27 protein-coding genes are annotated in these 24,051 nt (G+C 70.6%); 9 read left to right on the top strand and 18 right to left on the bottom strand.

Annotated elements, in window-relative coordinates; all coding sequences use genetic code 11:
• Positions 1-318: 318 nt before the first annotated feature.
• From ACZ61C_RS44675 to ACZ61C_RS44665, 3 genes are read right to left on the bottom strand one after another with little or no spacing between them, the layout of a single operon-like run.
• Positions 319-1,461, bottom strand: a complete 1,143-nt coding sequence (locus ACZ61C_RS44675; protein ID WP_465314049.1) for an epoxide hydrolase family protein — start codon at positions 1,459-1,461, stop codon at positions 319-321.
• Between the two features lie 3 nt (positions 1,462-1,464).
• Positions 1,465-2,442 carry a spore coat protein gene (locus ACZ61C_RS44670; protein ID WP_465314048.1) on the bottom strand — a complete coding sequence of 326 codons (978 nt, stop codon included), beginning with the start codon at positions 2,440-2,442 and terminating at the stop codon, positions 1,465-1,467.
• Positions 2,439-3,185, bottom strand: coding sequence for a cytidylyltransferase domain-containing protein (locus ACZ61C_RS44665; protein WP_465314047.1), 747 nt, complete (start codon positions 3,183-3,185; stop codon positions 2,439-2,441). Before ACZ61C_RS44665 ends, ACZ61C_RS44670 begins: the two co-directional genes overlap by 4 nt.
• A 41-nt stretch (positions 3,186-3,226) precedes the next feature.
• On the opposite strand from ACZ61C_RS44665, the gene pseB reads away from it, so the two are divergent.
• Positions 3,227-4,210: a UDP-N-acetylglucosamine 4,6-dehydratase (inverting) gene (pseB, locus tag ACZ61C_RS44660; protein WP_465314046.1), complete on the top strand. Its 984-nt coding sequence runs from the start codon at positions 3,227-3,229 to the stop codon at positions 4,208-4,210.
• Positions 4,203-5,333, top strand: coding sequence for a UDP-4-amino-4,6-dideoxy-N-acetyl-beta-L-altrosamine transaminase (gene pseC, locus ACZ61C_RS44655; RefSeq protein WP_465314045.1), 1,131 nt, complete (start codon positions 4,203-4,205; stop codon positions 5,331-5,333). Before pseB ends, pseC begins: the two co-directional genes overlap by 8 nt.
• Here pseC and pseI read toward each other — a convergent pair.
• From pseI to ACZ61C_RS44635, 4 genes are read right to left on the bottom strand one after another with little or no spacing between them, the layout of a single operon-like run.
• Positions 5,330-6,379, bottom strand: coding sequence for a pseudaminic acid synthase (pseI, locus tag ACZ61C_RS44650; protein WP_465314044.1), 1,050 nt, complete (start codon positions 6,377-6,379; stop codon positions 5,330-5,332). The genes pseC and pseI overlap by 4 nt on opposite strands.
• A gap of 28 nt (positions 6,380-6,407) precedes the next feature.
• Entirely contained in the window at positions 6,408-6,860 is a 453-nt protein-coding gene (locus ACZ61C_RS44645; protein ID WP_465314043.1) for a GNAT family N-acetyltransferase, read from the bottom strand.
• 1 nt (position 6,861) lies between these two features.
• The gene (locus ACZ61C_RS44640; RefSeq protein WP_465314042.1) at positions 6,862-7,296 is read right to left on the bottom strand and encodes a hypothetical protein; all 435 of its coding nucleotides are present in this window, start codon (positions 7,294-7,296) and stop codon (positions 6,862-6,864) included.
• 32 nt (positions 7,297-7,328) lie between these two features.
• Positions 7,329-7,955: a hypothetical protein gene (locus ACZ61C_RS44635; RefSeq protein WP_465314089.1), complete on the bottom strand. Its 627-nt coding sequence runs from the start codon at positions 7,953-7,955 to the stop codon at positions 7,329-7,331.
• A 145-nt stretch (positions 7,956-8,100) separates the two neighbouring features.
• Here ACZ61C_RS44635 and wzm point away from each other — a divergent pair, with 145 nt between their 5' ends.
• Genes wzm through glfT1 form a run of 3 tightly spaced genes read left to right on the top strand, consistent with a single transcriptional unit; the run spans position 8,101 to position 10,775 of the window.
• Complete coding sequence (wzm, locus tag ACZ61C_RS44630; RefSeq protein ID WP_465314041.1) at positions 8,101-9,048, top strand: galactan export ABC transporter permease subunit Wzm/RfbD; 948 nt, start codon at positions 8,101-8,103, stop codon at positions 9,046-9,048.
• A gap of 3 nt (positions 9,049-9,051) precedes the next feature.
• On the top strand, positions 9,052-9,867 hold the full coding sequence (wzt, locus tag ACZ61C_RS44625) for a galactan export ABC transporter ATP-binding subunit Wzt/RfbE (protein WP_465314040.1): 816 nt from the start codon (positions 9,052-9,054) through the stop codon (positions 9,865-9,867).
• Complete coding sequence (gene glfT1, locus ACZ61C_RS44620; protein ID WP_465314039.1) at positions 9,867-10,775, top strand: galactofuranosyltransferase GlfT1; 909 nt, start codon at positions 9,867-9,869, stop codon at positions 10,773-10,775. Before wzt ends, glfT1 begins: the two co-directional genes overlap by 1 nt.
• Here glfT1 and ACZ61C_RS44615 read toward each other — a convergent pair.
• The 9 genes from ACZ61C_RS44615 to ACZ61C_RS44575 all read right to left on the bottom strand — a co-directional run bounded on the left by ACZ61C_RS44615 (position 10,769) and on the right by ACZ61C_RS44575 (position 18,259).
• Positions 10,769-11,737 carry a hypothetical protein gene (locus tag ACZ61C_RS44615; protein ID WP_465314038.1) on the bottom strand — a complete coding sequence of 323 codons (969 nt, stop codon included), beginning with the start codon at positions 11,735-11,737 and terminating at the stop codon, positions 10,769-10,771. The genes glfT1 and ACZ61C_RS44615 overlap by 7 nt on opposite strands.
• Positions 11,727-12,140, bottom strand: a complete 414-nt coding sequence (locus ACZ61C_RS44610; protein WP_465314037.1) for a hypothetical protein — start codon at positions 12,138-12,140, stop codon at positions 11,727-11,729. Before ACZ61C_RS44610 ends, ACZ61C_RS44615 begins: the two co-directional genes overlap by 11 nt.
• The gene (locus tag ACZ61C_RS44605) at positions 12,133-13,431 is read right to left on the bottom strand and encodes a hypothetical protein (protein ID WP_465314036.1); all 1,299 of its coding nucleotides are present in this window, start codon (positions 13,429-13,431) and stop codon (positions 12,133-12,135) included. The genes ACZ61C_RS44610 and ACZ61C_RS44605 overlap by 8 nt, the downstream gene beginning before the upstream one ends.
• A gap of 1 nt (position 13,432) precedes the next feature.
• Positions 13,433-14,251: a WXG100 family type VII secretion target gene (locus ACZ61C_RS44600; protein WP_465314035.1), complete on the bottom strand. Its 819-nt coding sequence runs from the start codon at positions 14,249-14,251 to the stop codon at positions 13,433-13,435.
• A 13-nt stretch (positions 14,252-14,264) separates the two neighbouring features.
• Positions 14,265-14,765: a YbaB/EbfC family nucleoid-associated protein gene (locus tag ACZ61C_RS44595; RefSeq protein ID WP_465314034.1), complete on the bottom strand. Its 501-nt coding sequence runs from the start codon at positions 14,763-14,765 to the stop codon at positions 14,265-14,267.
• 102 nt (positions 14,766-14,867) lie between these two features.
• Positions 14,868-16,361, bottom strand: a complete 1,494-nt coding sequence (locus ACZ61C_RS44590) for a hypothetical protein (RefSeq protein ID WP_465314033.1) — start codon at positions 16,359-16,361, stop codon at positions 14,868-14,870.
• A 10-nt stretch (positions 16,362-16,371) separates the two neighbouring features.
• Entirely contained in the window at positions 16,372-16,941 is a 570-nt protein-coding gene (locus ACZ61C_RS44585) for a DUF3558 domain-containing protein (protein ID WP_465314032.1), read from the bottom strand.
• A 6-nt stretch (positions 16,942-16,947) separates the two neighbouring features.
• Positions 16,948-17,373 carry a hypothetical protein gene (locus ACZ61C_RS44580; protein ID WP_465314031.1) on the bottom strand — a complete coding sequence of 142 codons (426 nt, stop codon included), beginning with the start codon at positions 17,371-17,373 and terminating at the stop codon, positions 16,948-16,950.
• A 124-nt stretch (positions 17,374-17,497) separates the two neighbouring features.
• Positions 17,498-18,259 carry an ESX secretion-associated protein EspG gene (locus ACZ61C_RS44575; protein WP_465314030.1) on the bottom strand — a complete coding sequence of 254 codons (762 nt, stop codon included), beginning with the start codon at positions 18,257-18,259 and terminating at the stop codon, positions 17,498-17,500.
• Positions 18,260-18,389: 130 nt separating this feature from the next.
• Here ACZ61C_RS44575 and ACZ61C_RS44570 point away from each other — a divergent pair, with 130 nt between their 5' ends.
• On the top strand, positions 18,390-18,635 hold the full coding sequence (locus tag ACZ61C_RS44570; protein WP_465314029.1) for a hypothetical protein: 246 nt from the start codon (positions 18,390-18,392) through the stop codon (positions 18,633-18,635).
• 51 nt (positions 18,636-18,686) lie between these two features.
• On the opposite strand, the gene ACZ61C_RS44565 is transcribed toward ACZ61C_RS44570, so the two are convergent.
• Positions 18,687-20,606: a glycosyltransferase gene (locus ACZ61C_RS44565; RefSeq protein ID WP_465314028.1), complete on the bottom strand. Its 1,920-nt coding sequence runs from the start codon at positions 20,604-20,606 to the stop codon at positions 18,687-18,689.
• Positions 20,607-20,614: 8 nt separating this feature from the next.
• The gene (locus tag ACZ61C_RS44560; RefSeq protein ID WP_465314027.1) at positions 20,615-21,085 is read right to left on the bottom strand and encodes a GtrA family protein; all 471 of its coding nucleotides are present in this window, start codon (positions 21,083-21,085) and stop codon (positions 20,615-20,617) included.
• Between the two features lie 125 nt (positions 21,086-21,210).
• Between ACZ61C_RS44560 and ACZ61C_RS44555 the strand changes: the two genes are divergently transcribed.
• The 3 genes from ACZ61C_RS44555 (at position 21,211) to ACZ61C_RS44545 (ending at position 24,043) form a co-directional block, all read left to right on the top strand.
• Positions 21,211-22,581: an FAD-binding oxidoreductase gene (locus ACZ61C_RS44555; RefSeq protein ID WP_465314026.1), complete on the top strand. Its 1,371-nt coding sequence runs from the start codon at positions 21,211-21,213 to the stop codon at positions 22,579-22,581.
• Positions 22,578-23,333 carry a decaprenylphospho-beta-D-erythro-pentofuranosid-2-ulose 2-reductase gene (locus ACZ61C_RS44550; protein WP_465314025.1) on the top strand — a complete coding sequence of 252 codons (756 nt, stop codon included), beginning with the start codon at positions 22,578-22,580 and terminating at the stop codon, positions 23,331-23,333. Before ACZ61C_RS44555 ends, ACZ61C_RS44550 begins: the two co-directional genes overlap by 4 nt.
• Before the next feature lie 89 nt (positions 23,334-23,422).
• Positions 23,423-24,043, top strand: a complete 621-nt coding sequence (locus ACZ61C_RS44545; protein WP_465314024.1) for a VC0807 family protein — start codon at positions 23,423-23,425, stop codon at positions 24,041-24,043.
• The last annotated feature ends 8 nt before the right edge of the window (positions 24,044-24,051 follow it).

The following is a 24,051-nucleotide window of genomic DNA, read 5'->3' as shown; positions in this document are numbered from 1 at the left end:
GTCCGAGGGCGCCAGTAAGCTGGACCAGGGGACGCCCCCCAAGGGAAGGGCGGGGGCCGCTGTCGGGGTCCTGGCCCTGGGGGCCGCAGGAGGTGGGCCGCCGGGAGCGTCGTGAATGGCCCCTTCATGTCGCTGGACGCGATGAATGAGTCACCCACGACGTCGCGCCGAGCCGCGGAGGGCCGGCGGAGCCGAGCCGGCCCCGCGCACTCGACGCCGGAACCCGCCTGGCGAGGGCGCTGCGGGTTCGCAGGACGAAGAGCCAGGCCAGCCCCGCGAACCCCTGGAACCCAGCCCAGAGAAGGCGGGCCCACAACCTCAAGAGCGCAAGCCACCGAAGAACTCGCGGATGTCGCCGATCAAAGCGTCCGGTTCCTCCAACGCCGCGAAATGGCCGCCGCTCGAAAACTCCGTCCAGCGGACGATCTTGTCCGTTCGCTCCGCCAGTTCCCGGATCGGCAGGCCGATGTCGTCCGGGAACACCGCCACCGCCGTCGGGACCTCGTTCGCCGGGGGCGGGGCTCCCCAGCCTCCCGTCAGGGCCGCGTACAGGCGCGCCGATGAGTTCGCCGTCTCCGTGAACCAATAAATCGACACGTCCGCCAAAAGATCGTCGCGGTCGATCAGGTCCGCCTTGGTGTTCGAGAACGAGCGGAACTTCTCCGCGATCCAGGCCAGCTGGCCCGCCGGGGAGTCGTGCAGGCCGTACGCAAGCGTTTGCGGCTTGGTCGCCTGGATCATCGCGTACCCCGTTCCGGACGCCGCGAACGCCTGGCTCTTCTCCAGAGAACGGCGGCCGAGCTCCTGGTCCGGCAGGCCGGACAGGTCCGCCTGCGTCCGGGCCACCGCCGACGCCAGCATCGTCACGTGGATCCCCAGCAGCCGCGTCGGGAACTGGACTGCCAGTTCGCGGGAGATGATCGCGCCCCAGTCGCCGCCGTGGGCTCCGAAACGCTCGTAGCCCAGCTCGGTCATCAGCGTCGCGAATGCCCTCGCCACGCGGTCCGGGCCCCAGTCCGGGGTCGGGGTCGGGCCCGAGAAGCCGTAGCCCGGGATCGACGGCACCACCACCGTCAACGCCGATGCCGGGTCGCCGCCGTAGGCGTGCGGGTCCGTCAGGGGGCCGATCACGTCCAGGAACTCCACCACCGAGCCCGGCCAGCCGTGCGTCAGCAGCACCGGCGTCGCGTCCGGCTCCGGGGACACCACGTGCAGGAAGTGGACGTTCGTGCCGTCGATCGACGTCGTGAACTGCGGGAACGCGTTGAGCCGCTCCTCCTGCGCGCGCCAGTCGAAGCCCGTGCGCCAGTACTCCGCCAGCTCACGCACGTAGTCCACCGGCGCCCCGAGCCGCCAGCCCGCCTCGGCCGGCTGGTCGGGCCAGCGGGTGTTCGCCAGGCGGGCGCGGAGGTCGTCGAGCTGGGCCTGCGGGACGGTGATGCGGAACGGGGTGATCGTCATGCCTCAACGATAGGAAGCACCGCGGACAGATCCGGTCCTCGATTCGACGGAATCCAGCACCCGGTCCACCCCGAGGCCATCCACTGTGGACGCCGCCGCCGTCGACAGCCGCCCGCGAAGCGCCGCGTCGGACAACAACGACCTCAGCACCGCCGTCACCGAAGGCAGCCGCTCGGCCAAGGTCTCCGCGGGGCCGAGCCCTTCCGCCAGACCGAGTTCCAGAGCGGCCTGGTAGCCCGGTTCCTGGTTGTCGACCAGCCGCACCGCCGCCGTCGGGACGCCGAGGCAGCACAGCTCCACGAACGTCACGCCCGCCGCGCTCACCGCGACGTCCGTCGTCGCGAACAGCTCCAGCAGCGCGGGGCTCGGCGCCGCGACCCGGACCGACTGGTCCGCACGCAGGTCGGGCACCACCGGCTCGCCGCGCACCAGCACGTCCGCCGTGAACGGCAGTTCCGTGTCGCGAAGCGCGCGAAGCAGCAATTCGACCGTCGCCGTCCACTGGGCTCCGCCGCCCAAAGCCACCGTGACGTGCAGCGGCGGCGCGGAAGAGACCCGGCGCGTACGCCGCACGGCGTCCCGAAGCGGCGCGTACGCGATTCCGCGCAGCAGGACGTCCGAGCCGTCGTCCGGCCGCGGGCCCGGTGCGAAGCCCGAGTCCACGACGATGTCCGCGGGCCGCCGGCCGAAGACGTCGTCCTCGATCGACACCAGCACGGCTCCCGCCGCGTTCACTTCCGCACGCAGGTCACCGAGGCCGTAGTGGTCGACGACCACCGCGTCGAACCCGGCCGCGGCGAACGGCACTCGCGCGACACCCAGCTCGTCGAAGCGCGAAGCGAGCCACTCCGCGTTCTCGACGTCGCCTGCGAACGCGACCGAATACCCGCGCGCCACCGCCCGCTCGGCGTAGGCGACCATCCGCGCGACGTGCCCGGCGCCGATCGACGCCGACGCGTCCGCGCGCAGCAGCAGCCTCACCGGCCGACCTTCTTCTGCTCGACGTGCGCGTTCAGCGCCACCAGGTCCGGCCGCGACCGCAGCAGCGCGACCACGGCCCGCCAGTCGCCGACGCCGTCGCCCAGCTCCTCGACGACGGCGGAAAGCAGCTCCCAGTCCTCCGCGGTGTCCAACGTCACCCGCAGGTCGTCGGCCGCCGGGCTCACCACGATCCCGGTGCACGAATAGCGCGAGGGGTCCGTATAGATGCCCGACGTGACGTGCTCGCGGTGCGCGCCGACCGCCGTCGAGACCTGCTCGAGAAGCACGTCGGCCCGCACCAGCTCGGCGTCGAAACCGCGCGGCAGCGTCCGGACGAGCGTGGTGCTCACGTAGTCGAGCGACGGCTGGGCGCGCCACAGCGTCGCGAGCTGGCCGATCAGCGCCGGGTCCAGCAGCGGGCAGTCGGCGGTGAGCCTGATCACGGCGTCGGCCGGGTGCTCGGCGAGCGCCAGCCCGAAGCGGTCGAGGACGTCGTCGAGCGGGCCGCGAACCACAAGAGCCCCGCAGCGGGCGGCTTCGAGAGCGACGGCGTCGTCGGAGGCGTCCGAAGACGTCGCGACCACCACCTGGTCGACGCCGGGTGCGGCCGCCGCGGCCCGGACGACCCACCCCAGCACGCTGCGGCCGGCCAGCGGGCGCAGCACCTTGCCGGGCAGCCTGGTCGAGGACGACCGGGCCTGGATGACGGCGTTGACCACGGGCGCTGCACGCATGGGTGACATGATGGCCGACGGCCACAGTCACCGAAACGCGGAGGTCAACGATGTCCGAGCTGGATGGCTCCAGCATCCTGCTCACCGGCGGGACCGGTTCCTTCGGCAAGGCGTTCATCGCGCACGCGCTCGCCGAACTGAACCCGAGCCGGCTGGTCGTGCTCTCCCGCGACGAGCTGAAGCAGTACGAAGCCCGGCAGTTGTTCAACGACGACCCGCGCCTGCGCTGGTTCATCGGCGACATCCGCGACCGCCGCCGGCTCGAGCGCGCCATGCACGGCGTCGACTACGTCGTGCACGCCGCCGCGCTCAAGCAGGTCGACACCGGTGAGTACAACCCGTTCGAGTTCGTCCAGACCAACGTCGTGGGCTCGCAGAACGTGATCGAGGCCGCGATCGACACCGGCGTCAAGAAGGTCGTCGCGCTGTCGACGGACAAGGCGTCCAGCCCGATCAACCTCTACGGCGCCACGAAGCTGTGCGCCGACCGGATGTTCATCAGCGGCAACCACTACGCGGCCGCGCACGTGACGCGCTTCTCGGTGGTGCGCTACGGCAACGTCATGGGCTCGCGCGGCAGTGTCATCCCGTTCTTCCGGAAGCTGGCGGAAAAGGGCGAGTCGCTGCCGATCACGCACAAGGACATGACCCGCTTCTGGATCACGCTCCCGCAGGCCGTGCAGTTCGTCGTCGACTCGTTCGACCAGATGCACGGCGGTGAGCTGTACGTGCCGCGGATCCCGAGCATGCGGCTGGTCGACCTGGCCCAGGCGATCGCGCCGGGCAGCGAGATGCACGAGGTCGGCATCCGCCCGGGCGAGAAGCTGCACGAAGAGATGATCGCCCCCGACGACGCGCGCCGGACCGTCCAGCTCAAGGACCGTTACGTCGTGCAGCCGCACCTGGCGGGCTGGGGTTACCAGGAGCCGGCCGGCGGCACGCCGATGCCGGAGGGCTTCGCCTACCGCTCGGACACCAACGACCTCTGGCTGGACGCGGAGGAGCTGCGCGAACTGGTCGAGCAGTATGGCTGACTTCCTCCCCTACGGCCGCCAGTCGATCAGCGACGAGGACATCCAGGCCGTCGTCGACGTGCTCCGTGGCGACTGGCTGACCACCGGCCCGGCCGTCCAGCAGTTCGAGACGGACCTGGCGGCGCACACCGGCGGGACCCCCGCGGTCGCCGTCACCTCGGGCACGGCCGCCCTGCACGTCGCGTACGCGGCCGCGGGGATCAAGCCGGGCGACGAGGTCGTCACCAGCCCGATGACGTTCGTGGCGACGGCCGCCACCGCCGCGCTGTTCGGCGCGAAGGTCGTCTTCGCGGACGTCGAACCGGACACCGGAAATCTGGACGTCGAGGCGGCCCAAGCCGCGGTCACCGACCGAACGAAGGTCGTCGCCGCCGTCGACTACGCCGGCCACCCGGCCGAGCTGGACGCCCTCGGCGAAATCGCCCACAACGCGGGCGCGCTGCTCCTGGAAGACGCGGCGCACTCCGTCGGCGGCTCCTGGCAGAGCCGCATGGTGGGGTCGATCGCCGACCTCACGACGTTCTCGTTCTTCCCGACGAAGAACCTCACGACGGCCGAAGGCGGCGCCGTCGTCACGCCCGACGACAACCTCCTGGACCGCGCCCGGAAGTTCCGCAACCACGGCCTGGTCCGCGACCGCGCCGAGCAGCGCTACCCGGACGAAGGCGCCTGGCACCAGGAAGTCCACGAGTTCGGGCTGAACTACCGCCTGCCGGACGTCCTCTGCGCGCTCGGCAGCAGCCAGCTCACGCGGCTCGCGGAGTTCAAGAAGCGCCGCGCCGAGATCCAAGCCCGCTACACAGCGGCCTTCGCCGACGTCGACGGTGTCGCGACGCCGCCGAGCCGCCCGGGCGCCGATCCGGTGTGGCACCTCTACCCGCTGCGGGTCCTCGAAGGCCGCCGCAAGGCGCTGTTCGAGCACCTGCGCGGGGTCGGGATCGGCGTCCAGGTCAACTACATCCCGGCGTACTGGCACCCGGTGTTCGAGGACCTCGGGTACCGGCGCGGGCTCTGCCCGAACGCCGAGGCGTACTACGAGCAGGAGCTCTCGCTGCCGCTGTTCCCGTCGCTGACGGACGCCGACGTCGACCGCGTCGTCGACGCCGTGCGCACGTTCTTCTAGACGAGGTCCCAGGTCAGGGGCGTGCCCTTCGCGGCGTCGACGCGGAAGGTGCGCCCCACCACGGCCGTGATCTCGGCCGGGGCCAGCCCGCCCGCGGGCCGGATCGACCGGACGTTCGCCGCGGTGACCTCGTCCCCGGCGCGCACGTCCTCGACGACGTAGAGGGACCGGCGCAGCCGCAGGCCCTCCTTCTCGCTCTCCCGCGGGCCCAGCACGGGCTGCCCGAGGGCCTCCCACGCGCGGTGCGTCTCGGTGACCAGCGCGGCCAGCTCCGACGGCTCCAGGGAGAACTCCGAGTCGACACCGCCGTCCGCGCGGGCGAGCGTCACGTGCTTCTCGATGGCCACCGCGCCCAGCGCGACGGCCGCGACCGGCGCCCCGATGCCCGGTGTGTGGTCCGACAGGCCCACCAGCGTCTGCGTCAGGCCCGCGAGCAGCGGCAACCCGCGCAGGTTGCTCTCGGACGGCGAAGCCGGGTAGCTCGCCGTGCAGCCGAGCACGATCAGCTGGTCGTTGCCCGCCTCACGCGCGGTGCGGACCGCCGCGTCGATCTCGGCGACGTTCGCCATGCCGGTCGAGATGACCAGCGGCTTGCCGGTGCGCGCGCACAGCTCGATCAGCGGCAGGTCGACGATCTCCGACGACGCGATCTTGTACGCCGGCGCGTCCAGCGACTCCAGCAGCTCGACGGCCGTCGGGTCGAACGGGCTGGAGAAGATCTCCAGGCCGCGGGCCCGGGCGCGCTCGAAGATCGGCGCGTGCCACTCCCACGGCGTGTGGGCCTTTTCGTACAGTTTGTACAGGTTCTCGCCACCCCAGAGGGAGTGCGAGTCACCGATCCGGAACGCCGGAGTGTCGACGTCGATGGTGATCGTGTCCGGCCGGTAGGTCTGCAGCTTGACCGCGTGCGCGCCGGTCTCCGCGATGGCGTCGACGATGGCCAGCGCCCGGTCCAGGTCGCCGTTGTGGTTGCCGGACATCTCGGCGATCACGAACGGCGGGTGGCCCGGGCCGATCTGGTGCGCGCCGAACCGGATGTCGTGCATGGTGCCTCCCCGGGGTGGAGCGATCAGGTCAGCTCAGAGTCTTGCGCAGCTGCCGGAAGCCACCGACGGCAGGCGCGGCTTCGGTGTACCCGGCGTGGTCGAACAGGGCCGCCGACGCCGCGTTGTCCTGGTGCACGGCGGCCAGCACGACCTTCACGCCGATGCGTTCCCGCAGCGCCCGCTCCCCTTCGGCGAGCACGCCGCCGGACAGGCCGCGCCCCCGGCTCTCCGGGGCGAGCGTGATGCTGACCTCCCAGCCGTCGCCGTCACGCCGGTCGAACCGGACGGTGCCGACCGGCGCGTCCTCGTGCTCGACGACCAGCAGCAGCCGCTCCGGGTCCGTCAGCACCCCGCGCAGCCAGCCCAGGTGCTCGGCCAGGCCGACCACGGCCGTCGAGCGGGACGACTCCCGCGTGCGCGGGTCGTTGCGCCAGGCCAGCAGCAGCTCGGCGTCCGCCTCGGTGGCTTCGCGGGCGCGCACCCTACGGGGCGACCGGCTCTTCGACGCGGTCCTCGAGACGGCGCAGCCGGTCTTCGTAGCGGGAGATGCCGGCGAGCCGGACGCGGATCTGCGCGTGCTGGCGCTGGATCTCTTCGATCAGCGTGCGCGCTTCGGCGATCTGCGGCGCATCGGTGTTCGGCACCAGCGAGATCGACTCGCGCAGCGTCTCCAGGCGGCCTTCCTGCGCGGCCACGTGCGGGATCAGCCGGTCGAGCTCGGCGCGGGCCCAGCGCAGATCGCCCCGGGCCTGCTCGAGGTTGTGCTCGGCGTTGTCGAGCCGGCGCCGGTGGTCGGCGGTGGCGTGCTCGAGGTTGTTGACCCGCTCGGCGAGCCCGCGGGTGCGCTCGTCCACGCGGAAGTCGACGACCCGGACGATCCGCTCGAGCAGGCCTCTGCCCAGCTTCTGCACTGCCATGGAGAGTTCCTTACCTGGGTGGGGACGCGCGTTCAGCGCAGGAGGGTGGTGTCACCGGTCTTGGTCCAGGAGTCCAGCAGCCGCCCCTCGGCGGCGATCTGGTGCTCCGGCCCGACGATGCAGGAGTCGCCCGCGGCGTGCTCCCACGAGGTCTGGTCCGGGTTGTCGATGAACGAGAACCCGGTGAGCACGAGCTGCGCGGTCGGGAACGACGTCCGCGCGATCCACGCCGCCAGCGTGCCGGTGGTCGACCACGTCGGCTCGTCGCGCGTGGGCAGGCCCAGCGCGTCCGACAGCGGCAGCACGACTTCGCGGTTCGACACCGGGACCGCGCCGAGGTCGGCGGGCCACCAGCCCGGCACGTCCTCCGGCTCCCAGTGCATCCGGCCGGGCTCGACCAGCAGGTAGAGCCGCTTGCGGTAGTCCTGGAAGACGTACGGCGTCGCGCGGATCGCCCGGTTGAACACCACCACGTGCGTCCGGCTGCCGACGACCTCCTCGCCGGGCTTGTCGACGACGAACCCGTTGACCCGGATGACCAGGTCACAGGCGTCGATCGCCTTGGCGCGCTGGGGGTCGGGCGGGAGCGGCTGGTTCCCGACCACGGCCACCGAAAGCGGGTCGGGCCGGTCGGCGTAGGCCGCGAGCAGGTTGACCATCAAGCTCGCCGCGCCGAGAGCAGCAGTCATAAGCGGAGAAAGTACCAGCACGGACGAGTGACCCCGCCGCGTAGCGGGTCCCTGGGCTCTACCACAGGGGCGGGGTGGGCCGGACGCCGCGCATCCCATCGGTACCCTCGTCCACGTGCATGCCACCAGCACGGTTCAGGCCGCAGACTCACCCGTGACGACCTCGGCGCCGCCGACGTCGGACAGCAAGACGTTCTCGCGCGCCTTCGCCGACATCAAGGCCGGTTTCCGCGCCCGCGAGCTGTGGGGTCACCTCGGCTGGCAGGACATCAAGCAGCGGTACCGCCGGTCGGTGATCGGCCCGTTCTGGATCACCATCAGCCAGGCGGTCATCGCGCTCGGGCTCGGCCTGCTGTACTCGCAGCTGTTCAAGGTGCCCGTCGAGGTGTTCCTGCCCTACATCTCCACCGGGTTCATCATCTGGGGCTTCATCAGCGGCTGCCTGTCCGAGGGCATGGAGACGTTCATCGCCAACGAGGGGATGATCAAGCAGCTCCCCGCGCCGCTGAGCGTCTACGTCCTGCGGACGGTCTGGCGGCAGACGCTGCTGCTGGCCCACAACATGATCGTCTACGTGGCCGTGGTGGCGATCTTCTTCAGCGCCCTCAGCAGCCAGTACTCCCTGAGCACCGGCACGTGCGCACCCGGCGGAATCTGCCACCCGGGCCTCAGCTGGACCGTCCTGCTGGCCATCCCCGGCTTCCTGCTGCTGGCCCTGAACGCCGGTTGGGTGGCGCTGCTGTTCGGGATCATCTCGACCCGCTTCCGCGACATCCCGCAGGTCGTCAACTCGCTGATCCAGCTGCTGTTCTACGGCACGCCGATCGTCTGGCCGGTCGACCAGCTGCTGGCGGGCGGGCAGCGGTCCGAGATCCAGTGGATCCTGCCGGTCATCAAGGCGAACCCGCTGTACCACTTCATGCAGGTGACCCGCGCACCGCTGCTGGGGCAGGAGTTCTCCGCGGGGAGCTGGATCGTGGTCGGCTGCCTCACCATCGTCGGCTGGGCGCTCGCGCTCGTCGCGATGCGCAATTACCGTGCCCGCGTCTCCTATTGGGTGTGACACATGGTCTCCATTGACGTCCACAACGCGTTCGTCGACTTCCCGATCTTCGACGCGAAGACGCGGTCGATGAAGAAGCGCGTCCTCGGCAAGGTCGGCGGCAAGATCGGCACCGACACCAAGGTGCCGATCATCGAGGCCTTGCACGACGTGACCCTCAACCTCCGCGAGGGCGACCGCGTCGGCCTGGTCGGCCACAACGGCGCCGGCAAGTCCACGCTGCTGCGGCTGCTCGCCGGGATCTACGAGCCCACCCGCGGCTCGTCGCGGATCACCGGCAAGATCGCGCCGGTCTTCGACCTCGGCATCGGCATGGACCCGGAGATCTCCGGGGAAGAGAACATCATCATCCGCGGCCTCTTCCTCGGGATGACGGCCAAGGAGATGGAGAAGCGGGTCGACGACATCGCGGAGTTCACCGAGCTCGGCGACTACCTGCAGATGCCGCTGCGGACGTACTCCACGGGCATGCGGGTGCGGCTCGCGCTCGGCGTCGTCACCTCGATCGACCCGGAGATCCTGATCCTGGACGAGGGCATCGGCGCGGTCGACGCGGCGTTCCTCAACAAGGCACGCGACCGGCTCAAGGACCTGGTGAAGCGCTCGGGCATCCTGGTGTTCGCCAGCCACTCCGACGAGTTCCTGTTCGAGCTGTGCGACTCGGCCATCTGGATGGACGAGGGGCACCTCAAGCAACACGGCTCGCTGCGGGACGTCCTCACCGGGTACAAGGGCCGCGACCCGTTCGCGGACATGAGCAAGGAAACGCTGCAGCGCCTGGGCATCGAGCCGGTGGCGACGACGAACGGCGGGGAATGATGACCAGCGAGACCCGGCAGCTGCCCGACGGCGCGGTCGTCGGCGTGGTCGTCACGCGGCACCGGCGCGAGCTGCTCGCGGACTCGCTGAAGATCATCGCCGCCCAGACCCGGCCGGTCGACCACCTCGTCGTGGTCGACAACGGGCCGGACGACTCGGCCCGCGAGGTCGTCGAGAACTACCCGCTGCCGGTCACGTACCTGCCGTCGCACCGGAACCTCGGCGGCGCCGGCGGGTTCGCGCTCGGCATGCTGCACGCGCTGTCGATGGGCGCGGACTGGGTCTGGCTGGCCGACGACGACGGCCGCCCGGCCGACGAGAACGTGCTGGCGATCCTGCTGGAGGAAGCGGAGAAGCGGGGCCTGGCCGAGATCTCGCCGGTGGTGTCGAACATCGACGCCCCGGACAAGCTGGCGTTCCCGCTGCGCCGCGGCCTGACCTGGAAGCGGTCGCAGTCCGAGCTCGGGGTCGACTTCCTGCCCGGCATCGCGTCCCTGATGAACGGCGCGCTCTTCCGCGCGTCCACTTTGGACGTCGTCGGCGTGCCGGACCTGCGCCTGTTCTTCCGCGGCGACGAGGTCGAGCTGCACCGGCGGCTGGCCCGCTCGGGGCTGCCGTTCGGCACGTCGCTGAAGACGAAGTACCTGCACCCGGACGGCTCCGACGAGTTCAAGCCGATGCTGGGCGGCAAGTTCCACGCGCAGGACCCGGAGAACGAGGTCAAGCGCTACTACACCTACCGCAACCGCGGATACCTGTTGTCCCAGCCCGGGATGCGGAAGATCGGCGCGCTGGAGGTCGTCCGCTTCGGACTGTACTTCGTGGGCGTGAAGCGCGACCCGAAGGCGTTCCTGCAGTGGCTGAAGCTGGTGCGCCAGGGCCGCGCGGAGAAGTTCTACCGCTACTGAAACTGCCCTTCCAGCGGCACCGGAACGGCTTCGGTCCGCACGTCGGTGAGCTCGGCGGCGGGCACGGTCCGCCGCCACACCCGGTAGTCCACTTCGGACAGTCCGAGGTCACGCGCGAGCAGGTAGTCCTCGTCGACGAGGATCAGGTCGGCGGTGTCCCGGGTCCGGCCGAGGATCTCGAAGGTCCCACCGCGCCACCGGCACAGCGTCCGCACGAAGGTGAGCTCGTCGAGCTCGACCTGGTCGACGGCCTTCATCCGGAAGCCGTAGGTCTCCCCGAAGTCGCCGGGAGCCGGGGCGCCCGGCAGCGGGTGCAGGACCAGCCGCCCCGGACCCGCGAACTCGGCGTCGAAGTCGCCACCGCGGTACCGGGCGGTGTAACCGCGGCGCACGAGCGGCGGGAGGGGCACGGGCGGCGGGAAGAACGCGGCTTCGCCGAAGGTGTCCTTCCGGTCGGGGATCCAGCCGACCTTCCGGCTGTGGTACTGCCCGAGCCGCTCGTCGGTGTTGTCCGCTCGGCGCACCCAAAGCTCGGCGCCGACGGGAAGTTCGACCAGGTGCAGCACGAACTCCGGCAGCGGGTGGTCCACCCCGGGGAAGTACCCGGTGCCGAGGAACGGCGGCGGGTACACGCGGGACATCCCCAGCTCGGCGGCGATCTCACGGTCCGTGGAGCCGTAGGAGGTGCGGAACGGGAAGGTGTGGCCGGCGGTGAAGCGGAGCAGGTACAGCTCGTCGAGCGGGCCCCAGCCGGGGATCTTCGCGAGGCCGTAGTTCCGGATCATGGCGGCGGTGTCGAGCTCGGCGACGTCCTCGGCGCGCCCGGCGAAGCCCTGGACCCGGTGCGGTTCGAACCGGCCGGGGACGACGACGTTGCCGAGGTAGAGCCCGGCGAGCCCCGGTTTGACCGGGAGCTGGACGACGGTGCTGCCGAGGAGCCCGGCCGGCGCGTCAGGACTCACGGGATTCACGCTCTTCCTGCTGTTTCCGCCACGGGCCCAGGCTATCGATGCGTTCTTCGCGGATGTCGCTGACCATGTGCTTCGGAGCCACCGCGACGAAGGTCATCCGATCCATCCGCTGGAACTCCACCTCGGGGTGGCGCTCCGGCTCGGCCCAGACCCGTTCCGCCCACTTGCCGTCGCCGGCCATCATGAAGAGGGAATAGCGGCCGTCGCGCTCACCCGCCACCTCGAACTCGTGCTCGAGGAAAGTGCCCCAGGTGCGAACCGTGTACCACTCGTCGAGTTCCTCGATCGGCACCTCGGCGACCAGGACATCTCCGTCGTAGAGCGCCACCCGGCCCGGCGGCCGGCCGGAGGCCTCGTACCTCGTGCCTTGGTAAACCGCGTAGGTCTCAGACACCGGAACCTCCTCGGCCGCGCACGTCGAACCAACCCCTCTTCTCCAGGTAGACCCCGGCGAGCACTTCGGTTCCGTCGGCCCGCACGAGCCACATCTCACCACGACCCGCGTAGCCCAGCGGCCGGTGCAGCCACTCGGGCACACCGCCTCCGGTGTACCCGGTCCCCAGGAACGGCGGCTGCCACTCGCGGGGGTTCGCTTGACCGGACGCCACCTGCATGTCGTGTGCGGACCCCGGATCCGTGCCGCCGTAGCTGATCTCCATCGCCTTGGCGTCGCCCAGAGCGGGGAACCGCAGTTGATACGCCTCGCCGGCACCTGCCTTGATCGGGGTCCAGCCCGCGCCCTTGTCGTCGAGGGCGAGCTTGTCGCGGAACTCCTGCGGCGTCCCGTACTGAGAGGTGTCGCTCCCGCGCGCAACCGAGCCACCGACCTTGCCCGGATCGAAGGTCGGTGTGGCCGGCGCGTTCGCCAAGGTGTCTTCGCCAACGTCCGGCTTGACCACCTTCGTCATGATCTCGCCCGGGTTCGCGTGCAGCTCGTCCCGGACCGCGACGATCTCCGCCCGCTGCGCGGGAGTCAGGTTCGCCGTCGGTTGCAGGGTCAACGCCAGGTGGCGGTCCGGGTCGTAGCCCAGCCGGCTGGCCGCGTCGCGGATCTGGTTGTCCGTCGAGGTCGGGCGGGTCTGCATCGAGTCGCGGGTGTACTGGCCGCGCAGCTCGTCGTCCGTCGCGTGGTGGCCCTGGTTGTTGTGCATCCCGCCACCGCCGCCGTCGGACGGCGGTGGGGGCGGGTTCGAGCCCGGGGGTGGCGGGGTGTCGCCGCCGCCCGTTGTCTTCGCCGGAGGGGCGTCGACCGGCTTGCCCGCCGCCTTGATCGTCTCGGCGGCGTTCGCTTCGCCCGTCTCGTAGTGCTCCTTGACGGCCTTCGTGCGTTCCCCCGCGTCCTGCACCGCCTTGGCGGCCCGTGTGACGTGCTCTTCGGCCGCCGTCACCGTGCCGTTGAGGTCCCCGGCCGCGCCGCTGCCGACGAGGCCCAGCGACCCGTCGCTGAACTTCGCCGCCGCGACGGTCTGCCCGACCCCTTCGACCTTCGCCCGGGTGTTCTCGAGGTTGCCCGTCATGGTGCCGAGCGCCTCGGTCCGCACCCCGTACCCGCCACCGGGGGCCGCGGGCTCGGGCTCCCGGGCCGGCCGCTCGCGCGGGGTCTCGTGCGGCGCCGGAGTGGTGTCCGTGTGGTGGGGCGTGGTCGTGTGGTGGGGCGGCGTGACGTCCGCGTGGTGCGTCACCATGTCAGGCCTCCGCCGGCTGCTGCGTGTCGTACGGCTTCGCGGCCTGGTACGCGCCCATCGCGAGGCCGCCGACCGTCGAGAACCGGTCGAGGCCCTTGGTCAGCTTCTCCATCGCTTCCATCAGCTTGGCCAGCCGGCCGCCCTGCCGCGCGAAGCCCTCGAGGAGCTTGCTGATCTTGCCCGCGATCTTCGACGCGGTCGCCGCGGCACGCGCCGACGCGACCCCGCAGAACGCCGCGATCGAGCCGCCGAAAGTGCACACGGCCGAGGCCGCCGCGATCAGCGCGTCGCGGATCAGCTCGGCGATCACCGACGAGATCAGGCCGAAGACGATGCCGCGCAGCGTGCAGACGAGCATGCCCGAGATGCCGGCGACGGCCGCGGTCCCGTCGAGCGTCTTGCCGAGCGACTCCAGCTCCTCGGCCATCTTCGTGAGGCTGTCGCGGTAGGCGTCGGCGGCCTGGCCGGTCCACTCGGCGACGCTGCGCAGGTCGTCCCGGTGCTCCTGGGCGAGCGTGTGCATCTCGGCCGCGGCGGACTTCAGCTGGTCGACGTTCGTGTTGATCTCGTCCGGGTTGCCGAGCAGCACGTCGAGCGGCTCGCGCAGGAAGCTGATGTGCTCGAGCAGCCAGCCGACGCCGGCGTTGAGGACGGCGCCGAGCGGGTCGATCGCGGCGCCGACGGTGTCGACGACCGCGCCGGCCGCGCTGATCGACACCTCGAGGACCCGTTCCCCCTCGGATTCGGAGTCGGCCTTGATCGAGTCGACGAGCCCGGCGTAGGTGTCGGCGATGCCGGCGCCCGAGGTCGCGGTGGTCACAGTCGGAGTCCCCTCAGTCCCGGCGCATGAACGTGTTGTCCCCGAAGTCGTCCTCGTCGTCGCGCGCCGGTCGAGGCGGACGGCGGACCGGTGGCGGCGGCGGGGTTTCCGGCTCTTCGTGCTGCCACAGCCGGCGCTCCTGGTACACCTCGGGCGCGGCCGGCTCCTCGGGCTCCTCCGGCGGCACGAACCCGGTGACCATGTGCATCGCCTCGGAGTCACCCCCGAGCGGCTCGAACGCGGCGGCGACGTTCACCGCGGCCCCGCGCTGGGCCTTGCGCGCGAGCTTGAGGATCTCCTCGGCGAGCTGGGCGCCGGACTTGCCGGCCAGCGCCGAGTCGGTCAGCCGCAGCTCGGTGAGCGAGCCGTTGGGGGCGACGCCGACGCGGATCGTGCCGTCGGGCGAAGCCACGGTCGTCCCGGCGGCCTCGAGCCAGGCGCGGAACTGCTCCGCCTTCTCCCGGACGTCGGCGATCTTCGTTTCGAAGCCCGCCAGCCATTCCTCAGGTGTCATCCTCGCCTCCGCGATCTCCGACGCGCAGCGAAGGCTACTGGTTCCGCGACCAGCCCAAACGCGAAACGGCCCCGGTTTCCCGGGGCCGTTCGCTTTTGTCCGTTATTCGCCGATGACCGGCGGAGCCGTGCGCAGGTCGGTGCCGAAGACCTCGTCGGGGTCACCCTCGACCAGGTACGTCGGCCGCGAGTGCTCCGTGTCCTCGTCACCCTCGCCCTTCTGGCCGCGGCCCAGGCCGCCGCCACCCATGCCGCTGCCCCGGCCACCGGCCGCGCCCCCGGCGCCCAGGCCGCCCATCCCGCGGCCCGCGGCCGCTTCGGCCGCGCCGATGCCGCCCGGCCGGGCCGCGCCCGACGCGGCGCCCGCGCCCGTCGCGCTGCCGCCGGCGCCCGAGCCGCCCGAGCCGCCGGGCCCGAAGCCGCTGCCGCGGCCAGCGCCGCCCCCGCCGCCGCCGACCTTGGAGTTGTAGGCCTCGTCGCCGCCCATGTTCATGCCACCCATCGGCATCGGGCTCATCGGCGGCATGCCCCCGAACGACTGGTTCGGGTTCGGCGTCGACCCACCGGGGACCGAGCCGGGCGTGAAGCCGGACGGCGTGGTGGTGCCGGCCGGCACGATCCCGGTGCCCGTGGTCGAGCCGGGGCCGCTGATGTGCGGCGTGATGTTCGGGCCGGGGATGTTGCCGGTGGTGAAGTTGTTGGACGTCCCGCTCGGCGTGTTCACCGGGTTGCCGCCCGGCGGGTTGATGCTGCCGACGTGGTCGTCGATGCCGTTCTTGTCCCCGCCGCCGGGGTCGCCGCTGCCGCCACCGGTGCTGAAGCTGGGCGGCGGCGCGAAGGCCGGCTGCTTCGACGCGGCCTCGTAGAGGTTCTTGTCGTAGGTCGACATGACCCCCGCGGCCTCGTCGTGCGCCGCCTGGCTGTCCTTCTGCTTCTGCAGCGACTTGTCGACGTTGTCCGGCAGGCTGAACGGGTTCGACGTCGCCCAGTTCTTGAACTCGTCACCCCAGGAGAAGGGAATCGGCGCCGGCATGGAGTTCTTGGCCGTCGCCGCGGCCTGCCCCTGGTCGTAGATGGTCTCCGAGGCCAGCTTCGCGTTCTGCGAGTTGGCGTCGGACCACTTGCCGAGGCTGGTGAAGTACTGCTGCGCGTTCTCGGCGGCGTTGCCTTCCCAAGTCCCCTTGGAGGCGTTGACCGCGGAGTTCATCGCCGTCGCGAACTTGTCGAAGGTCTTGTGCACCTCGTGGTACGCGGTCGAGACCTCGGAGACCTGGTCGACGTTCAGGTTGCTGTCCAGGTACGCCTTGAGCTGCGTGTGGTCGCTGCCCTTGTAGTCGGCGTTCGGCGCGTTCAGGCCCTGGACGTACTCGACATCGCGGCCCTTGGTCGCCTCGGCCTCGTTCTTGTCGCCGACCTCCTGCGACTGGTTCTTGGCCTGCGCCTGGGCGATGAACTGCTGGACCCATCCGAACAACGGGTCGTTCCGGTCGACGCCCGCCTCGGCTTTCGCCTGGAGGTAGGCGTCCCGGTCGGCCGGAGCCATGTCCGCAACTTCCGCCGGCGTCTTGATCGGCGGCGGCTGCTTCTGCGTCGTCATCTGGGTCCCCTTACCCCTTGGGCAGCTTCGGCTCGACGATCTTGTTCGCCACGTCCTCCGCCGTCTGGCAGGCCTTTTCGACGGTGTTGACCGCGGTCACGTTCACATCGACGCGTGCCTTGTCCCCCACCCCGAGCGCGACCGTGCACCCCAGCGGGGCCTGGCTCGGCGCCTCCTTGGCGCTGCGGCCGTTGACCTGCAGGTCCTTGACGCCGCTGCCGGTGTCGTTGGTCGAGCCGAGCGCCGCGTCGTCACGGATGGCGACACCGATGATCAAGCCCTCTTCGCTCGCGTCCGTGCGCTGCTTCTGGTAGCGGCAGACGCGGGCGCCACCGAGGGTCGTCTCGTCGGCGTCCTTGAACGAGCCGTAGCCGGTGACGTCGGAAGCGGTCAGCAGGGTGCACGGTTCGAGCGACGCGGTCGAGGCGCCTCCCGGCGCCGCGGTGCTCGACTCCCCGGACGGCGGCGCGGACGAGGCCGACCCCGCGGGTGACGGTGTGCCGTTCTCGGTGCTCGTGCAGCCGACCAGCAGGAGGGCACCCGCGGCAACGGGCAGGACAACGCGTGCGAGGAGTTTCATCATTCCCTAGGACTTGGGCTTCATCGCGTCGAGCGCGGCGAGCTCGGACTGGCTGTAGAGGCCGGCGGCGCGGCCGAGTGCCTCGTTGGCCTGCTGGGCCACCTGCTTGAGCTGGCCGAGCACCACACCCGCGGACCCTTCGGCCTGCGCGGCGCCCTTCTGGTCGTGCGCGGCGATGGTGTGTCCGTACGGGTGGTTGCCGAGCTGCGGCGACTGGTTGAGCACCAGGGTCGAGTCGCCGAGCACCTCAAGGTCGTCGACCAGGTCGGAGAGCGCGTCCCGGATCGGCTTCACACCTTCGGGGGTGATCTTGAAGCCGCCGCTCTTGGCGGCGTCGACCAGCTTCTGGGTCTCCGCAGTGACGCCTTGGATGGCACCGAGGTTCATGATGTCCGCGAAGGACCCGCCGCCCCCGCCGTCAGCTATCAACATCGCTGTTCCACCCCGAATCACTTCACCCGTGCGTGTGCACCCGGGAGTCTACTAGCCGGGCACCCTGTGCGACGGCCGTTCACCGATCTTCACGTGGGACGCAGCGGCCCGACGTGCGGTTCCCTCAGAACTGACCTTCGAGCTGCGCGTAGAGCTGCTGGGCGAGACGCGCGTTGTCGGCCGGGGCGTAGGTGATCCAGCGCTGGCCGTCGGCGGCCGCGCGGGAGGACATCAGCCAGCGGCCGGACGGGGTGTCGAACCAGGCCAGGGGCGGGAACGTGCCGCCGCGGGTCTGGGCCGTGAACTGCCCGACGCGCTTCTTCGGCTCCTGGAAGACGCGCTCGATCATCCGCAGCTGCGGGCCGCCGCTGCTGCTCTGCGAGCGCGGGCCGCTGACACCCGCGAAGGGGTCATACACGTCGTCGCGGCGCTGGCGCGGCTGGGCCGCCGGGCGCGAGATGGTCACCGACTGGCCGGGCGCGGCGGGGGTCAGCGGGAGCAGGTCGACGATCGCCGGCACGATGCCGGTCGGGCGGACCTCCTCGAAGACGATCAGGTTCTCGTCCTGCCGGGCCAGGACCCCGAACTGGCCGTCGGTGGCGACGCGGGCGAACAGGTGCCGGTCGCCCAGCTCGGCGGCCGCGTTGATCACCACGCTGCCCCGGACGAAGGTGGCGAGCGCCAGCTCGGCGTCCGGGTCGAGGCGGCCGCGGCTCCACAGGCCCCGGCCGGTCAGGTCGCGGACGACGGCGTCGCGGATCATCGCCCGCTGCTCGACCGTCGTGCCGACGTGCGGAACCTCGAACGGCGCCGGCGCGCGGCCCAGCCCGAGCTGTTCGAGCAGGATGTCCACCGCCGCCAGCGACAGCGAGAACGAGTGCGGCATCTTGTCTTCCCCCCGCGGGTGCTTGGCCTGGCCAAAACGGTAGTCCACGGCCCGCCCGCGCCGCAGCCGGATGCTGCGCCCACAGCGAACTCGCTTGCCGTCGCAAGATCGCCGCTGCTGCGATGGGGGCATGGCTGACTCGAAACCCGCACTCGTGCTGCACCTCGCCACCGGCGGCGAACCGCTGCTGTTCGCGCTGACGACCGAAGAGTCCGGAAACGTGGCGGGCAAGCTCGCCCAGTTCGTGAAGACCGGCGCGGTCGAAACGGTGACCACCAAGGACGACTCGGTGGTCGCGATCAACTTCGCCCACGTGGCGGCCGCGTACATCGACGACCTGAACCGGAAGAGCCGGGTCTTCGGGCTGCACGCCTGACGCACGAAGGCCGCCTCACGGCAAGCGTGAGACGGCCTTCGGACGGGAAGCTCAGAGCTTGTACAGGCGCTTCCAGTTCTCGCGCGAGGTCAGCTCCGGCATGGCGCGCTTGTACTGCTCCTGCACCGCCGCGCCTTCCTTGCGCAGCCGCTGGACGACCTTCGCGCCGCGCTTGGCCAGGTCGAACATCTTGACCTTGTCGTAGGCGCGGACGCGGACGCCTTCCTGGTTCGCGTCGGTGACGACCGCCTTGTCGAACAGGGCGATGTGCCACCAGTTCGCCTCGTCGATCGGCACCGCGCCGAGCCCGAAGCGGCTGCGGCCGAGGACCCGGTCGAGCACCCGCTTGATCAGCACCAGGCGCTGCATGCTGGGCCGCGGCGCGCTGTTGATGATGCCGATGTCGTTGGACGCGATGCCCGGGACCTCGGTCGCCTTGTGGCGCTTGGTCTCCGGGTACTCGTCACGGATGCGGCGGATCTCCTTCATCGCCTCGACACCGCCGTCACGCAGGACCTCCGGGCCCTCGAGGAAGTCCTCGACGGCCTTGATCAGCGTGGCCGACAGGCCGTACTGCATGCCGAGCAGGTAGCGGACCAGCTGGGCCAGCAGCACCCGCGAAAGCAGGTTCAGGTTGAACGGCGAGTGCAGCGCGGCGGTGATGATCGAGTTGCGCAGGTTGAAGTACCGGTGCCACTCGTCCCAGTCCTTCATGTGGAAGTCCGCGTGCCACACGCCCGCACCCGGCAGGGTGACGGTCGGGAAGCCGTGCGCGCGGGCGCGGTAGGAGTACTCCGCGTCGTCCCACTGGAAGAAGAACGGCATCGGGTAGCCCGTGGCCTGCACGACCTCGTAGGGGATCAGGCAGGACCACCAGCCGTTGTACCCGGCGTCGAGACGGCGCTCCTGGCGGTTCGGCTTCAGCGTCTCCTCGTCGACGCCGAGCAAGTCGGCGGTGGTGAGCGAGTGCTCGACCGGCTGGCCGGGCTCGAGCGTGTTGAGCCGGGCGTACTCGGCGCCGACGTGCAGCTGGTTCGGGTGGAACAGGTTGAGCATCTGCCCGCCGACGATGATCGGGTTGGCGGCGCGGTTGGAGAACGCCGTCATCCGGATCACCAGGTCCGGCTCGAGCAGCACGTCGTCGTCCATGAACAGGACGTTCGCGTGCTCGGTGGCGGTGTGGCCGGCCACCTCGTACAGGCCGCGGGTGAAACCGCCGGCGCCGCCGAGGTTGGGCTGCTTGATGTAGTGCAGCTTGTCGGCGAGGTCCTTGGCGACCTGCTCGAAGCCGTCGCGGGACTCGACGAGGTCGGTGCCCTGGTCGGCGACGTAGATCGCGTCCAGGGTCTCCAGCGACGAGACGTCCGCGGCGAGGGCCTGCAGGTTCTTCAGGCAGTCGTCGGCGCGGTTCATCGTGCAGATGGTCACGGCGGTCGGGCGGATGGTCTCCGGCGCCTCGACCGTCCAGCGGACCTGCTCGACGCGCAGGTTCTGGCCGCCCTCGGTCTCGAGGTCGAGCCAGAGCGCGCCACCGTCGTAGAACTTGTCCAGGTTGCCGGTCAGCGCCACCTTGAGCTGCTTGGCGTCGGTGACCTGCTCGGCGGCCACCACGCGGGGCTCGCCCTCGACGTCGGACGCGCCCATCGACAGCAGGCCGGTGCCGGTCACGACGGCCTCGACCGAGACCTCGGTGACGGTCGTCCAGCGCTGCCAGTAGCTGGCCGGGAACCGGCCGAAGTACGTGTTGCCCGACACCTTGGAAGCGGGCTCGAGGCTGATCACCGCACGTTCCCGCACGGCCGAGCCCCATTCGAGCTCGGCGTAGAGGTCCTTGCTGACGATCGGCGCCGGACCGGCGTAAAGGCCGCGCTGCGCCGTCAGGCGACCCTGCGGAGTGTGCTCGGTGAACCGCGTCTCGGCGGCCGCGCCGGCTGTGGTGGTCGGCGCCGGGGTGGCTGTTTTACCGGGCATTGAGTTCCTCAGTTCTCCTCAGTCGACGGCTCGCGGAAGACGACCCACTTGAGCATCACGAAATTGATCACCGTGGCAGTCGCCTGCGACACGGCCCAGCACAGCGTGTGCTGCCACGCGGACTCCGGCAGCACCTGCAGCATGAGCTGGTTCACCCCGACCGCGACGAAGAACGTCACGGTGTAGAGCAGGACGAACGAGCCGATCTGCGCCTTCCCGTCCCGGCGCCCGCCGGAGAAGGTGAACTTCCGGTTCAGGAAGAACGCCGTGGTGGTGCCCACGATGAAACTGATAGCGCGGGCGACGTCGACCCACGGTGAAGTGGCCATCCCGGCCACCTGGGTCAGCAGCGTGTACGTGCCCAGGTCGACCAGGGCGCAGAAGCCGCCGATCAGGGCGAAGCGAATGAGCTGCCCGAGCAGTCCGATGGAGGGCTGCTGGCCAGCTGCGATGTCGGCTTGCGGATCGGTCGCCACCACTGCATTACCTCGTTGCCTGAGTCATGGTCACCCGCGCGGGCGCTTGTGCCTTGATGCGCAAAGTGTAGAAGCGAGCACTTCAGGGTCACGTTCCGGGCGTCGTTCGGCGTGGCTACCCTGGTCGGGTGACCCCAGGACTCGAGACACAGCGTCGCACGCTCACGGGCTGGGCGCGGACGGCGCCGACCACCGCGGACGTGCTGCGCACCGAAGACGTCGAGGTCATCGCCCGTGCCGTGACCCAGGCCGGCGAGCGCGGTGTCATCGCCCGCGGCCTCGGCCGGTCCTACGGCGACCCGGCGCAGAACGCGGGTGGCCTCGTCCTCGACATGACGGCGCTGAACCGGATCCACTCGATCGACCCGGACTCCGCGCTCGTCGACCTCGACGCCGGCGTGAGCCTCGACCAGCTGATGCGCGAGGCGCTGCCGTACGGCCTGTGGGTCCCGGTGCTGCCGGGCACGCGCCAGGTGACGGTCGGCGGCGCGATCGCCAACGACATCCACGGCAAGAACCACCACAGCGCGGGCAGCTTCGGCAACCACGTCGTGTCGATGGACCTGGTCACCGCGGACGGCAAGGTCCGCACGTTGACGCCGGAAGGCCCGGACGCCGAGCTGTTCTGGGCGACCGTGGCGGGCATCGGCCTGACCGGGGTCATCGTCCGCGCGACGATCCGGATGACCAAGACCGAGACCGCGTACTTCCTCGCGGACAACGAGCGCACGAACAACCTCGACGAGACGCTCGAGCTGGTCAGCAACGGCTCCGACGACAACTACACGTACTCGTCGGCGTGGTTCGACACGATCTCCACCGGCTCGAAGCTCGGCCGGGCCGCCTTCGGCCGCGGCTCGCTCGCCAAGCTGGACGAACTGCCGCCCAAGCTGCGCGCGAACCCGCTCAAGTTCGACGCCCCGCAGCTCGCGACGCTGCCGGACATCTTCCCGAACGGCTTGGCCAACAAGCTGACCTTCGGCGGCATCGGCGAGCTGTACTACCGGAAGACGCCGAAGGAAGCCCGCGGCGTCGTCCAGAACCTCACGGCCTTCTACCACCCGCTCGACATGTTCGGCGAGTGGAACCGCGCCTACGGCTCCAAGGGCTTCCTGCAGTACCAGTTCTCGACGCCGCTGAACGCGCACGAGCCGCTGCGCAAGATCGTCAAGAAGATCGCCGAGTCGGGGCACGTCTCCTTCCTCAACGTGTTCAAGCGGATGGGTGAGGGCAACGCGGCGCCGCTGTCGTTCCCGCACCCCGGCTGGATGGTCTGCGTCGACTTCCCGATCAAGGACGGGCTCAGCCGGTTCTGCCAGGAGCTCGACGACGACGTCCTCGAGCTCGGCGGGCGGCTGTACACCGCGAAGGACTCGCGCACCTCGCCCGAGACGTTCGCGAAGATGTACCCGCGCCTCGAAGAGTGGCGCAAGGTCCGCGCCGCCGTTGACCCCGAAGGCGTTTTCGCCTCTGACATGAGCCGGAGGCTCGAGCTGTGATCGACGCTGTTGGCAACCCCCAGTCCCTGCTGCTGCTCGGCGGCACGTCCGACATCGCGCTGGCGATCGCCGAGCAGTACCTGGCCGAGAAGCCGCTGCGGGTCGTGCTCGCGGCGCGCCCGTCGCCGCGGCTCGACGCGGCCGCGCAGCGCCTGAAGGACAAGGGCGCCGAGGTGTCCACTGTGGACTTCGACGCGAAGGACCTGGCGTCACACCCCGCCGTGCTGGACAAGGCGTTCGAGAGCGGCGACATCGACGTCGCGGTCGTCGCGTTCGGCCTGCTCGGTGACGCCGAGGAGCTGTGGCAGGACCACACGAAGGCGGTCGAGGCGGCGACGGTGAACTACACCGCCGCGGTGTCGGTCGGCGTGGCGCTGTCGGAGAAGCTCAAGGTCCAGGGCCACGGCACGGTCATCGCGCTGTCGTCGGTGGCGGGTGAGCGCGTCCGGCGCTCGAACTTCGTCTACGGCTCGTCCAAGGCCGGCTTCGACGGCTTCTACCTGGGCCTCGGCGAGGCCCTCGCGCCGCACGGCGTCCGGGTGACGGTCGTCCGCTCGGGCCAGGTCCGCACGAAGATGACCGACGGCATGAAGGACGCCCCGCTGACCCAGAACGCCGACCAGGTCGCGGCGCAGGCCGTCGCGGCGGCCCGCGCGGGCAAGGACCTGATCTGGGCGCCCGCGCCGTTCCGCTTGGTGATGTCGGCGCTGCGGCACGTCCCGCGGCCGATCTTCCGCAAGCTCCCCATCTGAGTTCTCCACCCGGGGGTTGATCCCCGGCTCCATCCGGGCCCAGTCCCCACGCCGATGTGCCGCGGTCGCCGCCGGAACAGGCTGTCACCATGACAACCACGACGAGCGACCGCGGTGGGCTGACGATGCTCCTCCGCGACGTCGCGCTCCCGATGGCCCTCTTCTACGTCCTGCGCTCCTTCGACGTCGACGCGCTGTGGGCACTGCTGGTCAGCGCCGTGCCGGTGGTGCTGCGGGCCGGTTACGTGCTGATCCGGCACCGCCGGATCGACCCGCTCAGCGCGTTCGTGCTGGCGGTGCTGGTGGTCAACGGCGCGGTGGCGCTGATCTCCGGCGACCCGCGGCTGCTGCTGGTCCGCAGCGCCTGGGTCGGGCTGCTGCTCGGCGGGCTGATGCTGGTCAGCCTGGTCGCCGGCCGCAGGCCGTTCCTGTTCCGGATGATCTGCACGCTCCAGCCGGCCCGCGCCGGTGAGCTCGAAGCGCGCTGGGCCGCCGACGAGGACTTCCGGCAGCAGTGGCGCTCGGTCACGCTCTGGTGGGGCGTCGGCGGCCTGGTGCTGGGCTGCGTCGTCGTGCTGATGGCGTTCACGCTCCCGGTGGACGTCGTGCCGGTCCTCGACACCGTGCTCACCGCCGGCGGCCTGGTGTTCGGCGCGAAGGTCACCCGGAAGAGGTTGACCGCCGGCATCAACCGGACGGTTGATGCCTGACCACCAGC

It is taken from the genome of Amycolatopsis sp. NPDC104587 (assembly GCF_055583645.1).
The sequence above is the reverse complement of the archived record's forward strand: the minus strand, read 5'-3'. Positions and strand labels throughout refer to the sequence as shown.